This is a genomic window from Actinacidiphila sp. bgisy144, assembly GCF_057708105.1.
The window spans coordinates 247220-260074 of record NZ_JBYIRM010000006.1; the positions used below are offsets into that span (position 1 = coordinate 247220).

The 12855-nt window shown below is 73.8% G+C and carries 13 protein-coding genes; 1 reads left to right on the forward strand and 12 read right to left on the reverse strand.

Annotation, left to right across the window (positions count from 1 at the left end):
* Positions 1-122: 122 nt before the first annotated feature.
* From nusB to AC3EVP_RS09825, 4 genes are all read right to left on the reverse strand, one after another.
* Positions 123-548, reverse strand: coding sequence for a transcription antitermination factor NusB (gene nusB, locus AC3EVP_RS09810; RefSeq protein WP_335975867.1), 426 nt, complete (start codon positions 546-548; stop codon positions 123-125).
* Positions 549-550: 2 nt separating this feature from the next.
* Positions 551-1117, reverse strand: a complete 567-nt coding sequence (efp, locus tag AC3EVP_RS09815; protein ID WP_335975862.1) for an elongation factor P — start codon at positions 1115-1117, stop codon at positions 551-553.
* Between the two features lie 69 nt (positions 1118-1186).
* Positions 1187-2290: an aminopeptidase P family protein gene (locus AC3EVP_RS09820; protein ID WP_335975856.1), complete on the reverse strand. Its 1104-nt coding sequence runs from the start codon at positions 2288-2290 to the stop codon at positions 1187-1189.
* Between the two features lie 455 nt (positions 2291-2745).
* Positions 2746-3951, reverse strand: a complete 1206-nt coding sequence (locus AC3EVP_RS09825; RefSeq protein ID WP_435128146.1) for an MFS transporter — start codon at positions 3949-3951, stop codon at positions 2746-2748.
* 89 nt (positions 3952-4040) lie between these two features.
* Here AC3EVP_RS09825 and AC3EVP_RS09830 point away from each other — a divergent pair, with 89 nt between their 5' ends.
* A complete protein-coding gene (locus AC3EVP_RS09830) occupies positions 4041-5021 on the forward strand; it encodes a DUF5937 family protein (RefSeq protein ID WP_435128148.1) in 981 nt (326 codons plus the stop codon).
* Positions 5022-5215: 194 nt separating this feature from the next.
* Here AC3EVP_RS09830 and AC3EVP_RS09835 read toward each other — a convergent pair whose 3' ends face one another.
* The 8 genes from AC3EVP_RS09835 to ruvX all read right to left on the reverse strand — a co-directional run bounded on the left by AC3EVP_RS09835 (position 5216) and on the right by ruvX (position 12852).
* Positions 5216-5950, reverse strand: coding sequence for an AAA family ATPase (locus AC3EVP_RS09835; RefSeq protein WP_335975853.1), 735 nt, complete (start codon positions 5948-5950; stop codon positions 5216-5218).
* Positions 5951-6116: 166 nt separating this feature from the next.
* Positions 6117-6560, reverse strand: coding sequence for a type II 3-dehydroquinate dehydratase (aroQ, locus tag AC3EVP_RS09840; protein WP_335975850.1), 444 nt, complete (start codon positions 6558-6560; stop codon positions 6117-6119).
* Complete coding sequence (gene aroB / locus AC3EVP_RS09845; protein WP_335975846.1) at positions 6557-7702, reverse strand: 3-dehydroquinate synthase; 1146 nt, start codon at positions 7700-7702, stop codon at positions 6557-6559. Before aroB ends, aroQ begins: the two co-directional genes overlap by 4 nt.
* Positions 7699-8214: a shikimate kinase gene (locus AC3EVP_RS09850; RefSeq protein WP_335975842.1), complete on the reverse strand. Its 516-nt coding sequence runs from the start codon at positions 8212-8214 to the stop codon at positions 7699-7701. Before AC3EVP_RS09850 ends, aroB begins: the two co-directional genes overlap by 4 nt.
* On the reverse strand, positions 8211-9395 hold the full coding sequence (gene aroC / locus AC3EVP_RS09855) for a chorismate synthase (RefSeq protein WP_335975837.1): 1185 nt from the start codon (positions 9393-9395) through the stop codon (positions 8211-8213). The genes AC3EVP_RS09850 and aroC overlap by 4 nt, the downstream gene beginning before the upstream one ends.
* Positions 9396-9455: 60 nt before the next feature.
* On the reverse strand, positions 9456-10334 hold the full coding sequence (locus tag AC3EVP_RS09860) for a shikimate dehydrogenase (RefSeq protein ID WP_435128152.1): 879 nt from the start codon (positions 10332-10334) through the stop codon (positions 9456-9458).
* A gap of 13 nt (positions 10335-10347) precedes the next feature.
* The gene (mltG, locus tag AC3EVP_RS09865; protein ID WP_435128154.1) at positions 10348-12198 is read right to left on the reverse strand and encodes an endolytic transglycosylase MltG; all 1851 of its coding nucleotides are present in this window, start codon (positions 12196-12198) and stop codon (positions 10348-10350) included.
* Between the two features lie 189 nt (positions 12199-12387).
* A complete protein-coding gene (ruvX, locus tag AC3EVP_RS09870) occupies positions 12388-12852 on the reverse strand; it encodes a Holliday junction resolvase RuvX (protein ID WP_335976266.1) in 465 nt (154 codons plus the stop codon).
* Between the last annotated feature and the right edge of the window lie 3 nt (positions 12853-12855).

The window sequence follows — 12855 nt, forward strand, 5'->3', positions numbered from 1 at the left end:
CTCAGGGGCGCCGTCCTCACGTGGCGGACGGCACCCCGAGGGGCGTCGGGGAGCGGTGCGGGCGGCCCACCACCGGCAGGTGGTCCCGGAGCCGGCGGAAGGCACGGCCCCGGCGGGTCCGGTTACCGCTTCAGGGTGGGCTTCAGCTCCATCAGCCGGCCCAGCAGGCCGTTGACGAACGACGGCGACTCGTCCGTGGAGAACTCCTTCGCGAGCTGCACCGCCTCGTCGAGGACGACCGCGTCGGGCACGTCGTCCTCCCAGATCAGCTCGTAGGTGCCGAGCCGCAGCACGTTGCGGTCCACGGTCGGCATCCGGTCCAGCGTCCAGCCGACGGCGTACCCGGCGATCAGCTCGTCGATCCGCTCGGCGTGCGCGGTGTAGCCCTCGACGAGCTGCATCGTGTACGCGGTGACCGGCGGCTGCCGGTCGTCGGTCCGGGCGAGCCGAATCCAGTCCGCCATCACGACCGTGGGAGTCGCGCCCCGCTGCTCGGCCTCGAAGAGGATCTGGAACGCGCGCTTGCGGGCCTTGTTGCGGGCAGCCACGGTTAGCTGTTCACCCGGCCGAGGTAGTCGCCGGTGCGGGTGTCGACCTTGACCTTCTCACCGGTGGTGATGAAGAGCGGCACCGCGATCTCGTAGCCGGTCTCCAGGCGGGCGGGCTTGGAGCCGCCGGTGGAGCGGTCGCCCTGCACACCGGGCTCGGTGTAGTCGATGACCAGCTCGACCGAGGCGGGCAGCTCGACGTAGAGCGCGGAGCCCTCGTACATCGCCACGACCGCATCGAAGCCCTCGAGCAGGTAGTTCGCGGCGTCGCCGACCACCTCGGGGCTCACGATGATCTGGTCGTACGTCTCGGTGTCCATGAAGACGAAGTCGGCGCCGTCCTTGTAGGAGAACTGCATACCGCGCTTGTCGACGTTGGCCGTCTCGACCTTGAGGCCGGCGTTGAAGGTCTTGTCGACGACCTTGCCGGAGAGCACGTGCTTCAGCTTGGTGCGCACGAAGGCGGGGCCCTTGCCGGGCTTGACGTGCTGGAACTCGACTACGGTCCAGAGCTGGCCGCCCTCGAGCTTGAGCACGAGGCCGTTCTTGAGGTCGTTCGTGGTGGCCACGGTTGCGGAATCTCCTGAAAGTGCTGCTTCGGGACCGAGGACGTGCCGCCCGGCCCGACCACGGGGTGGTCACAGCGCGAGGAGTTCCTTGGTCGTGATGGTGAGTAGCTCGGGTCCGCCGTCCGCCGTGGGGCGTACGACGAGTGTGTCGCCGATGCGGACACCGCCGCGGCCCGGAAGGTGGACTCCCGGTTCGACGGTGACCGGCACGCAAGCGTCCAGTTTACCCACGGCCGCGGGTGACAACTGAGGGTCCTCGTCGATTTCCAGGCCGACACCGTGTCCGGTCCATGCCGCAAGGCCCTCCTCGTGGCCCGCCGCGCGCAGCGGATCACGGGTGGCGCGGTCCACGTCGCGGCAGGCCACACCGGGTGCGAGCACCTCGCGGCCGGCCCGCTGGGCGGCGAACACCAGGTCGTACAGCTCGATCTGCCACGAGGCGGGGGCGCTGCCGATCACGAAGGTGCGGCTCACCTCGCAGCGGTAGCCGTGGTAGCACGCGCCGAGCCGTACGGTGAGGAAGTCGCCCTCCTCCACGCGGCGGTCGGTCGGGACGTGGCGGGCTGCCCCGGAGTGCGGGCCGGTGCCGATGCACGTGGCGAAGGCCGGGCCGTCGGCGCCGTGGTCGACGAGGCGGCGCTCCAGCTCCAGCGCGAGGTGCCGTTCGGTGCGGCCGACCAGGATCGACTCCAGCAGTTCGCCCAGGGCCTGGTCGGTGATCTCCGCGGCGATGCGCAGGCTGGCGATCTCGTGCTCGTCCTTGATCAGGCGGAGCTGTTCGACGGCGCCGCCCAGGTCGGTGAGGTGCACCTGCGGCGCCACGGAGCGCAGGGCGCGGTGGCGGGTGACGGTGAGGTGGTGCTCCTCCACGGCGAGGCCGTCGGCGTGCTGCTGGCGGGCGAGGTCCGCGGCCGCGACGGCGGCGTCCGCCTCCGGCGAGGGGAGCACGACGTTGCGCAGGTCGTCCGTGGGCTGCGTGGTGTCGTCCGGTGGGGGGCGCAGGTGGACGAGGGTGTCGTCGGCGCCCGGGCCGACCAGGAGGGCCGCGCCGGGCGGGGCGCAGCCGGTCAGGTACCGCACGTTCGCGGGCAGCGTCACCAGCGCGGCGGCCGCGTCTGCCGCGGCGCAGCGCTCCCGGAGTCGTGCTCTGCGTACCGTATGCACCTCCGCCATGTCGCGAGCCTACGACGCGGTTCGCGGCTTGGCCTCCCCACGAGTCCCTCCGGGGGTAACAGGACCCCCCCGCCCAGCCCCGCCCCTCCCCCCGGGACCTTCTCTTGGGGGACGGCCCCCGGCCCCCGCCGCGGGGGTTTCTGCTTGGCCGCCGGGTGCGCCCGGCGGGCGCTGCGGCTCCCCGCCGCGGGGGTTCCGATCCGCTCCCGGGTGGGCCCCGGTGGGCGCTGCGGCTGCCCGCCGCGGGGGTTTCTGCTTGGCCGCCGGGTGCCGGGCGGTGGAGGGCTGGGCGCGCAGTTCCCCGCGCCCCTTGTTGCGGTTGCCCGCCGTCGCCGGGTACAGGCCGCACATGCCCAGGGGCGCGGGGAACTGCGCGACCGGCCACAGCGCACCCGCAGACAGGCACGCACCGCAAGGGGCAGGGCGCACAGGGCAGCCGCAGGCGACACGCGCTGTCAAGGGCAGAGGGTGACCGTGGAGAGGAGGGTGGCGAGGCCGGCGAGGGTGAGGGAGAGGGGTGGGCCGAGGGGAGTGGAGAGGGCGCCGAAGAGGGCGGGTGCGAGGCCTTGGAGGGTCATGGTGCCGGAGGTGAGGAGGCTGAAGGCGTGGCTGTGGGAGTGGGTGGGGAGGGCCTCGAGGAAGGGGCGTTGGAGCCCGAGGCCGTAGGAGAACCCGGTTCCGGTGAGGAGCAGGAGGAGGGCGCCGGCGGAGAGGCCGGGGCGGGTGGCGAAGAGGAGGAGGGGGAGCCCCATGAGGGCGATGAGGGGGCCGACGAGGCGTTCACGGGTGGCGGGCGGGAGGAACCGTCCGACGATGACGTCCCCGACGAGCATGCCGACGGGCAGACACGCCATGAGGAGGGCGTACCCGCCGGACGGAAGGTGCCGGGTGGCCGCGTAGGCGACGATCTGCCCCTCGGCCCCGGCCACGAAGGCCCCCGGCAGCCATTGGGCGAGCAGGAGCCGGCGCGGCCGCCGGGCCTTGAGCAGTGCGGCGGTGGCGGACAGGCTGGCCCGGACCGGGGAGGCGGCGGGCGTGGCGGCCCCGGGCGCGGGCAGGCGCGGCAGGGCGAGCCGGGCGTACCCGGCGGCAAGGGCGTAGAGCACGGCGCCGATCAGGAGTGCGCGACGGGCGCCGAGGAGGGCGACGGCGGTGCCGCTGAGCCCGAGCCCGGCGAGCTGCGCGACGGAGGAGGCGATGTTGTTCAGGGAGCGGCCGACTACGTAGGCGTCGCCGGTGAGCGTTTGGGCCACCAGCCCGTTCGCGGCGCCGCCGAACACCGGGGTGAGGAGCGCGACCAGGGCGATCAGCGCCAGCGAGGCGGCGATCGGCGGTGCGCAGAGGGCGAGCAGGAGTGCGGCGCCGCACTCCAGCAGGTAACCGCCGGTGATCAGGCCGCGGGTCGGCAGCCGGTCGGCGAGCGCGCCGAGCAGGGTGGCGCCGAACGCCTGCGGCAGGAAGCCCGCGCCGAACGCGACGCCGCTCAGCAGCGGGGAGTTCGTGGTCGCGTAGACCAGGACGGCAAAGGTGGAGATGCGCAGGGAGTCTGCGGTGACGGCGAGGGCGCGGCTGGTGAACAGGGCGCGGAAGCAGGGCTCCGCGAGGACTTCGCGGTAGGTCGTGCGCGCCGGGGCGCGCGGCGCGCTGTCGGTGGGGGCCATGCCCGGCAGCTTCTCCGGACCCGGCGGCGGGCGGCGAATGGTTCGCTCCTGGACGTAAGGTCCGGGGTGCCGGGCGTAGGGTCGGCGGCATGCTCCGCCTGGAAGTGGCCACCGAGGACCTGTTGCGCAGCCGGTTCGCGCTGTCCCCGGCCTTCGAACTCCACACGGTGCTGCGGGCACTCCACCACGGGCAGGGGCGGCTTCCCGCGGCGTGGGCGGAGCGACTGCGGCCGGGCTTCGCGCGGCTGCGCGCCGAGACCGACGTGGACGCGGTGCTGGCGCTCCAACTGCCGCGCGCGGGTGCGGACTTCCTCGCGGTGCCGCCGCGCGGGCCGGCGCAGAGCTGGCCGGACGACCTCGCGGCGATCCGGGCCACCGCCCCCGGGCAGGCCCGGGCGGAGATCGACCGGCTCACCGCCCGGCGACCGGTGCGGGACGCCCGGGTGCGGGCCGTGTTGGAGCGCCCGGACGTGGTCGAGCGCCTCGCCGCCGCACTGGACCGGGCTTGGCAGGAGTTGCTCGCGCCGGACTGGCCGCGGCTGCGGGCGCTGTGCGAGCGGGATGTGGTGCACCGGGTGGGGGTGATCGGAGAGCGCGGCTGGGCGGCGGCGATCGGCGACCTGCACGACGGGGTGCGGTGGCGCGACGGGGGGATCGAGCTGGAGCCGATCGACGGGGGGACGGTGCGGCTGCGGGGCGAGGGGCTGCTGCTCATCCCGTCCGTCTTCACCTGGCCGGGGCTCGCGGCGTACTTCGACGATCCCTGGCCGCGGACCCTCGTCTACCCGGCCCGCGGCACGGCGGTGCTGCACGAGTCGACGGCTCCCCCGGCGCCCGATGCGCTCGCCGCACTGCTCGGGAGGTCCCGGGCGCGGGTTCTCACGGCGCTCGACGTGCCGGCCAGTACGACGCAGCTCGCCCGACAGCTCGCGTTCGCGCCGGGTGCGGTCGGGGATCACCTCGCGGTGCTGCTCCGCTCGGGGCTCATCGCAAAGGCCCGCGCGGGGCGGTCCGTGCTCTACCGGCGCACCGGCTTGGGCGACGCTCTCGCCGCACCGCCGCTCCCCTGACCCGCTCCCCCGGGTGCGGCTGCGGCTCCCCGCCGCGGGGGTTTCTGCTTGGCCGCCGGGTGCCGGGCGGTGGAGGGCTGGGCGCGCAGTTCCCCGCGCCCCTTGTTGCGGTTGCTCGCCGTCGCCGGGTACAGGCCGCACATGCCCAGGGGCGCGGGGCCCGGGGGCAAGTGCGTGCCGGGAGGGGGGCCGTGTTACCAGATGGGGGGGCCTTGGAGGCTGCGGGTTACTACGCGGTCGAGGGCCGCGGAGGCCGCTTCGACGTCGAGGTGGGAGTTGTCGATGATGGGGAGGCCGGAGCCGTACCAGCCGGCCATGCGCCCGTGGATACGGGCGACCTCCTCGTCGGAGAGCCGGCGGTTGCCGGAGCGTTCGGCGTTGCGGGTGAGAACGATGTCGAGGCCGGGCAGGAGGACGACGGGCAGCAGCCCGGGCCCCACGTGCCGCTTCCAGCCGCCGAGTCCGACGGTGGGCCGGTCGGGGAAGACCGCGTCGTCGATGATGCAGGACACCCCGTTGGCGAGGAAGTTGCGCGCGGCGAAGCCGCAGGTGCGGCGGGCGAGCCGGTACTGCGCCTCGGAGTTCTCGTTCCACCCGGCCTGCGGGTCGGCGAAACCGGAGCGGACCCACTCCCGTACGTCGTCGAGGCTGATGTGGGCGGTGGGGACGCCGCGGTGGTCGGCCCAGTGCCGGGCGATCGTGGTCTTGCCCGCGCCGGCCGCGCCGATGAGCAGCACCGCTATGGGGCCGTGCGCGGCCCCGGGCAGCGAGCCGCCCGCGGGGGCGGTGGGCGCCTGCACGGGGGCGGGCGGCGGCATCGGAAAGTGACCGGTGCTGCCGGTCTGGCTCGGTGCGGGCGCAGGGCCCGGCGGGGGCGGGGGGCCCTGACCCGGGCCGGGCGGCTGGGGCGCCCCCACGGCGTGCTGCATGTCGGCCACTCCATCCCGTACCCGAGGTCTGTGCGGTTCGCTCTGTGTGACCACGGCGCGCCGCGCTTGAACGGTACCGTGCGCCCCGGCTCTCGCCCAACCACCCCTGCCCGCAAGGGAACCCTTCGTGGGGCGGCGCCCCTGGACGGGGGTGCCGCCCGGGCGGTCAGCCCGCCGCTTCCTCGGCCACCGCGCGCAGCGCCAGCCGGTAGGAACCGATGCCGAACCCGGCGACGACCCCGGAGGCGACCGCGGAGAGCACCGACGTGTGCCGGAACTCTTCCCGCGTGTGCGGGTTGGAGATGTGCACCTCGATCAGGGGCGCGGTGCGCTGCGCCGCGGCGTCGCGCATCGCGTACGAGTAGTGCGTGAACGCGCCCGGGTTGATGACGACGGGCACCTTGCCGTCGGCCGCTTCGTGCAGCCAGCCGATGAGTTCGGCCTCGTCGTTGGTCTCGCGGACCTCGACGTCCAGGCCGAGTTCCGCGCCGAGCTGCCGGCAGGTCTCGACGAGGCCGGCGTACGAGGTGGAGCCGTAGACGTCGGGCTCGCGGGAGCCGAGGCGGCCGAGGTTGGGGCCGTTGAGCACCAGCACGGGGCGGGCGGTCACGCGGTCACCTCACCGTAGGCGGCGAGCAGGACCGCGGGGTCGGGGCCCTCCAGGACGGTGGGCTTGGCCAGGCCGTCCAGGACGATGAAGCGCAGCAGGTCGCCGCGGGACTTCTTGTCGAGTTTCATGGTCTCCAGCAGCCGCGGCCACTGGTCGCCGCGGTAGGTCAGCGGCAGCCCGACGGAGCCGAGCACGGCGCGGTGCCGGTCGGCGGTCGCGTCGTCCAACCGCCCGGCGAGGCGGCCGAGTTCGGCGGCGAAGACCATGCCGACGGAGACCGCGGCGCCGTGCCGCCAGTTGTAGCGCTCGTTCTTCTCGATGGCGTGGGCGAGGGTGTGGCCGTAATTGAGGATCTCGCGCAGCCCGGACTCCTTCAGGTCCGCGGAGACCACCTCGGCCTTGACGCGGATGGCGCGCTCGACGAGTTCGGCGGTGTGCGGGCCGGCCGGGTCGCTCGCGGCCTGCGGGTCGGACTCCACGAGGTCGAGGATGGCCGGGTCGGCGATGAAGCCGGCCTTGATCACCTCGGCGAGGCCGCTGACGTAGTCGTTGCGCGGCAGCGAGGTCAGCGCGGACAGGTCGCACAGCACGCCGGCCGGCGGGTGGAAGGCGCCGACGAGGTTCTTGCCCTCGGCGGTGTTGATGCCGGTCTTGCCGCCCACGGCCGCGTCCACCATGCCGAGCACCGTGGTGGGCACCGCGATCCAGCGCACCCCGCGCAGCCAGGTCGCGGCGACGAACCCGGCGAGGTCGGTGGTGGCGCCGCCGCCGACGCCCACCACCACGTCGCTGCGGGTGAAGCCGGTCTGGCCGAGCGCCTTCCAGCAGTACGCCGCGACCTCGGCGGTCTTGGCCTCCTCGGCGTTCGGCAGCTGGATCGCGACGGCCTGGTAGCCCTGCTCGGCCAGGTCCTGCCGGATCGCCTCACCGGTGCCGGCGAGCGCCTCGGGGTGCAGCACCGCCACGCGCAGCGCCTTCGGTCCGATCAGCCCGGGCAGCTCGCCGAGCAGCTGGTGGCCGACCAGTACCTCGTACGGTTCGGTGCCGGCGGTGCCGCCGACCTGGATACGGGTGGGCGGTGTCGCGCCGCTCCACTCCTGGTCGCCCCCGCCGTTGGTCTCGCGCGCTTCGTCGTGACTCATGCGTCCTTCAGTTCCAGTGCGTCCAATACCGCCGCCGCCACCTCGTCGGTGCCGCGGTCCGCGGTGTCGACCACCGCGCGGGCCACCTCGGTGTACAGCGGGCGGCGCTGTTCCATCAGTTCGCGCCAGCGCTGCCGCGGGTTGATCGCGAGCAGCGGGCGGGGGGCGTCCAGGCCGACCCGTCGCACCGCGTCGTGCAGGCTGACGTCGAGGAAGACGACGGGCCGCCCGGCGAGCAGCGCGCGGGTGCCGTCGTCCATCACGGCGCCGCCGCCGAGGGAGAGCACCCCGTCGTGTTCGGAGAGCGCGGCGGCGACGGCAGCCCGCTCCAGCGCGCGGAAGTGCGGCTCCCCGTCGTCGACGAAGATGTCCGCGATCGGCTTGCCCGCGGCCTGGACGACGTCCTCGTCCGTGTCGCGGTAGGCGACGCCGAGCAGGGCGGCCACGGCGCGGCCGACGGTGGTCTTGCCCGCCCCGGGCGGGCCGACCAGCACGACGACGGGCGCGGTCACCGGATGGCCAGGTGGTCGAGGAAGTCCCGCACGTTGCGCCGGGTCTGCGCGACGGAGTCCCCGCCGAACTTCTCCGCGACGGCGTCGGCGAGCACCAGCGCGACCATCGCCTCGGCGACGATCCCGGCGGCGGGCACCGCGCACACGTCGGAGCGCTGGTGGTGGGCCTGCGCGGGCTCGCCGGTGACGACGTCCACGGTGGCCAGGGCGCGCGGCACCGTGGCGATCGGCTTCATCGCGGCGCGCACCCGCAGTACCTCGCCGGTGCTCATGCCGCCCTCGGTGCCGCCGGACCGGCCGCTGGCGCGGCGGATGCCGTCGGGGCCGGGCACGATCTCGTCGTGCGCCTTGGACCCGGGCACCCGGGCGAGGTCGAAGCCGTCGCCGACCTCGACGCCCTTGATGGCCTGGATGCCCATGAGCGCGCCGGCCAGGCGGGCGTCCAGCCGCCGGTCCCAGTGCACGTGGGAGCCGAGGCCGACCGGGGCGCCGTAGACCAGCACCTCGACGACGCCGCCGAGGGTGTCGCCGTCCTTGTGGGCCTGGTCGATCTCGGCGACCATCGCCTTGCTCGCGTCGGCGTCCAGGCAGCGCACCGGGTCGGCGTCCAGCCGCGCCTCGTCCGCGGGCACCGGCACGACCCCGTACGGGGCCTTCGCCGCGGCCAGTTCGACGACGTGGGAGACGATCTCGATGCCCGCGGTCTCCTTGAGGTAGGAGCGGGCGACGGCGCCGAGCGCGACCCGGGCCGCGGTCTCGCGGGCGCTGGCGCGCTCCAGCACCGGGCGGGCCTCGTCGAGGTCGTACTTCTGCATGCCGGCCAGGTCGGCGTGGCCGGGGCGGGGGCGGGTCAGCGGCGCGTTGCGGGCGAGGCCGGCCAGGATCTCCGGGTCGACCGGGTCGGCGGCCATCACCTGCTCCCACTTGGGCCACTCGGTGTTGCCGACCATGATCGCGACGGGGCTGCCCATGGTCCGGCCGTGCCGTACGCCGCCGAGGAAGGTGACCTGGTCCTGCTCGAACTTCATCCGGGCGCCGCGGCCGTAGCCGAGCCGGCGCCGGGCCAGCGCGTCCGCCACCATCGCGGTGGTGACGGGCACCCCGGCGGGCAGTCCTTCCAGCGTCGCGACGAGTGCGGGTCCGTGCGACTCCCCCGCGGTCAGCCAGCGCAATCTGCTCAACGGTGCTCCCTGGAAAACGGCCGTGCCTGTGGGCCGATCCTCCCACGTTTCGTCCGCGGGTCAGGACGCCTGTCCGGGGAGCGGACCGCCGCGGGCGGCCAGCGCCGCCTCGCCCGCGGCCCGCATCTCCGCGAGCGGGGCGGGCGCGCGGCCGGTGTGCTGCTCGACCTGGAGGACGGCCTGGTGGACCAGCAGGTCCAGGCCGGAGGCGACCTGCCCGCCGCGGGCGGACCACGCGGCCGCCAGCGGCGTCGGCCACGGCTCGTAGAGCACGTCGAAGAGGGTGCCGGGGGCGGCCGGGACCGCGGCGGCCAGGTGGTCGGCGGCGCCCGCGGGGGTGGTGGCGATGACCAGCGGCGCGGCCAGCGCGTCGGCGGCGGCGCTCCAGTCGGCGGTGCGCACGTCCACCCCGAGCCGCTCGCCCCAGCGGATCATCTCCTTGGCGCGGGCCGGGCCGCGTACGTAGGCGGTGACCTCGCCGGTGCAGATCCGGGCGAGGGCGGCGAGCGCGGACGACGCGGTGGCGCCCGCGCCGAGCACGGCGGCCGACGGCACCGAGGTGACGCCGTGCTCGGCGAGCGCCGCGACCATGCCGGGGATGTCGGTGTTGTCGCCGTGCCGCCGCCCGTCGGCGCCGAACACGACGGTGTTGACCGCCTCCACCGAGGCGGCGGTGTCGCTGACCGCGTCGAGCAGCGGGATGACCGCGCGCTTGAGCGGCATCGTCAGCGACAGCCCGGCCCACTGCGCCGGGTCGAGGCCGGCCACGAAGCCGGGCAGCGCCACCTCGTCGACCTCGAAGCGGTCGTAGCGCCGCTCGGAAAGTCCCAGGGCGGCGTACGCGGCGCGGTGCAGCACCGGGGAGAGGGAGTGCGCGATCGGGGAACCGAGCACGGCGGCGCGCGGGGCGCCGTCGTGCGGCCGTGCGGTGCGGTCCAAGGAGAGTGCCCTGCTACTGGGAGTTGTACTGGTCGTAGAGCTTGTCGAACTGGGCCTTGGTCTGGGTGAAGTCGGTGGTCTTGCCGTCCAGCGAGATGAAGTACCACCAGTCGCCGCTGTCCGGCGCCATCGCCGCCTTGAGGGCGTCGACGCCGGGGTTGCCGATCGGGCCGGGGGGCAGGCCCTGGTGCTTGTAGGTGTTGTAGGGGCTGTCCAGCGAGTTGACCTCGGCGGTCGAGATGTTCGTCTTGCTGGTGTTCTTGACGTAGTTGTACGTCGAGTCGAACTGCAGCAGCCCCTGCGTCTCCGGGTTGTTCGGCACCATCCGGTTGTAGACGACCTTGGCCATCTTCTTGAAGTCCTCGTCGGTCTTGCCTTCGGCCTGGACGAGGCTGGCGACCGTGACGAGTTCGAGCGGGTTCTTCAGGCCCTGCTTCTTCGCCTCCGCGGCCATGTCGAACTGGGCGTACTGCTTGGTCGCCTCGTCGATCATCTGCTTCAGCAGCACCTCGGGCTTCTCGCCCTTGGCGATGCTGTAGCGGGAGGGGAAGAGGAAGCCCTCCAGCGGGTCGGAGATGTCGGGGTCGGTGTCCGCCCAGGACGGCAGCCCGAGCTGCTTCGCCTGGGAGTGCGCGGTCTTCTCGGTGGTGCCCGCGGCCAGCTTCAGCTTGGCGTCGATGGCCGCGTAGATCTGCTTGTCGCGCATGCCTTCGGCGATGATCAGGGTGTTCTGCGACTTGGGGTCGAGCATCATCGTGACGGCCGCGGTACCGGACATCTGCTTGTGCAGGTCATAGACGCCGGCCTGGATGAAGTTGCCCTTGGGGTCCTTGTTCGCGGCCTTGGTGAAGGCGCCGACGCTCTTGACGACGCCGGCCTGCTTGAGGATGTTCCCCATGGTCGTCGTCGTGGAGCCGGCGGGGATGTTCACCTGGACGTCCCCGCTGCCGTTGCCCGAGAAGTCCGGCGGCGGGCCGAACCGGCTCTCGTACATGTTGTAGCCGACGTAGCCGACTCCGCCGACGCCGCCGACCAGGACGGCGAGCACCACCACGCAGGCGCAGCCGCTGCGGCGCTTCTTGGTGGGTTGGCCCTGGGTACGGCCGGACCTGCGGCCGCCGGACCGGTTCTGCTCGGGCGCGTGCCGGTCGTCGTCGTCCTCGTCGTCGCGGTGGTCTGCGAAGAAGGCGTGGTCGCGCGGGTCGTCCGCGGTGTCGGCGTCCCAGTCGGTCTCCGCCTGTGCGGTATGGGCGGCGGGCTGCGCCGGTTGGCCCGGCCGGCCGGCGCCGCCCCGCTGCGGTTGGGGCTGCTGGGGCTGGGGCGGTTGCTGCTGGTGGGGCTGCTCGGGCTGCTGCTGGGGCTGTCCCTGGTACGGGGCCTGCTGCGGGTAGCCCTGCTGCTGGGGCTGCTGGGGCTGTTGCTGCGGCTGGCCGTAGTAGCCGGGCTGCGGCTGCTGCTGCCCGTACGGGTCCTGGGCCGGGTGGCCGCCGTACGGGTCCTGGACGTAGCCGTCGGCCTGGCCGGGTTGGTAGGAGCCGGTGTCGTAGCCCTCGTACGCGTCGTAGCCGTCGTACCCGGTCTGCTGCGGGTAGCCGTGCTGGACGTGCCCCTGCTGCGGGTACTGCTGCTGCGGCGGCTGCTGCTGGTACTGCTGCTGGTCGTACTGCTGCGGGTAGCCGCCCTGCTGGGGCTGCTGCGGGTACTGCTGGTGCTGCTGACCGGTGGCGTACGGGTCCTGCCAGTCGCCCTGCTGCGGGAAGTGCTGGGGCTGCTGCTGGGGGTACCCCTGGTCGTACACGTCGCCGAAGAGGGGGTCCTCGGGGTGCCACGGTTCTGAGCCGGAACCCCGGCCGTAGTCAGTCATCGGCATCCATCAGTCGGTCTTCCTGCTCGCACCCACTGCGGAGGACCGGTGCCCGGTCGTCCGCCACGGCTGCTCGGGCGTAGGCCCTCGGTCCCGTCGGTACGCGGTCGGCATCAGGTCCACCGACCTTGCGAAACGGGCGGCGCCCGAAGGCACCGCCGTGTCGCGCGGAACGTTACCGTATCGCGATCAGATGACCACTTCGACGTTCTCGCCCGGAGGGATGCCGGACACCCGCTCGGCTTCCAGGGCGCTTTGCAGGATAACGACAGCCGCCGCCTGGTCGACCACGGAGCGTCCCTTTTTCGCCCGGACACCCGACGCGCGCAGTCCCTGGGTCGCCGTGACGGTGCTCATCCGCTCGTCCACGAGGCGGACCGGCACCGGCGCGATGATTTTCGCCACAGCGAACGCAAAGGCGCGGACCTTGACGGCGGCCGGGCCTTCTGTTCCGTTCAGCGAGGTGGGCAGGCCGACGACGACCTCGATCGGTTCGTACTCGCCGACGAGGGCCGCCAGCCGGCGCTGCGCGGCGGGCACGTCGCGGCCGGGCACGGTCTCCACGGGGGTGGCGAGGATGCCGTCGGGGTCGCAGGAGGCCACGCCGATCCGGGCGTCGCCGACGTCCACGGCGAGCCGGCGGCCGCGCCTGATCCC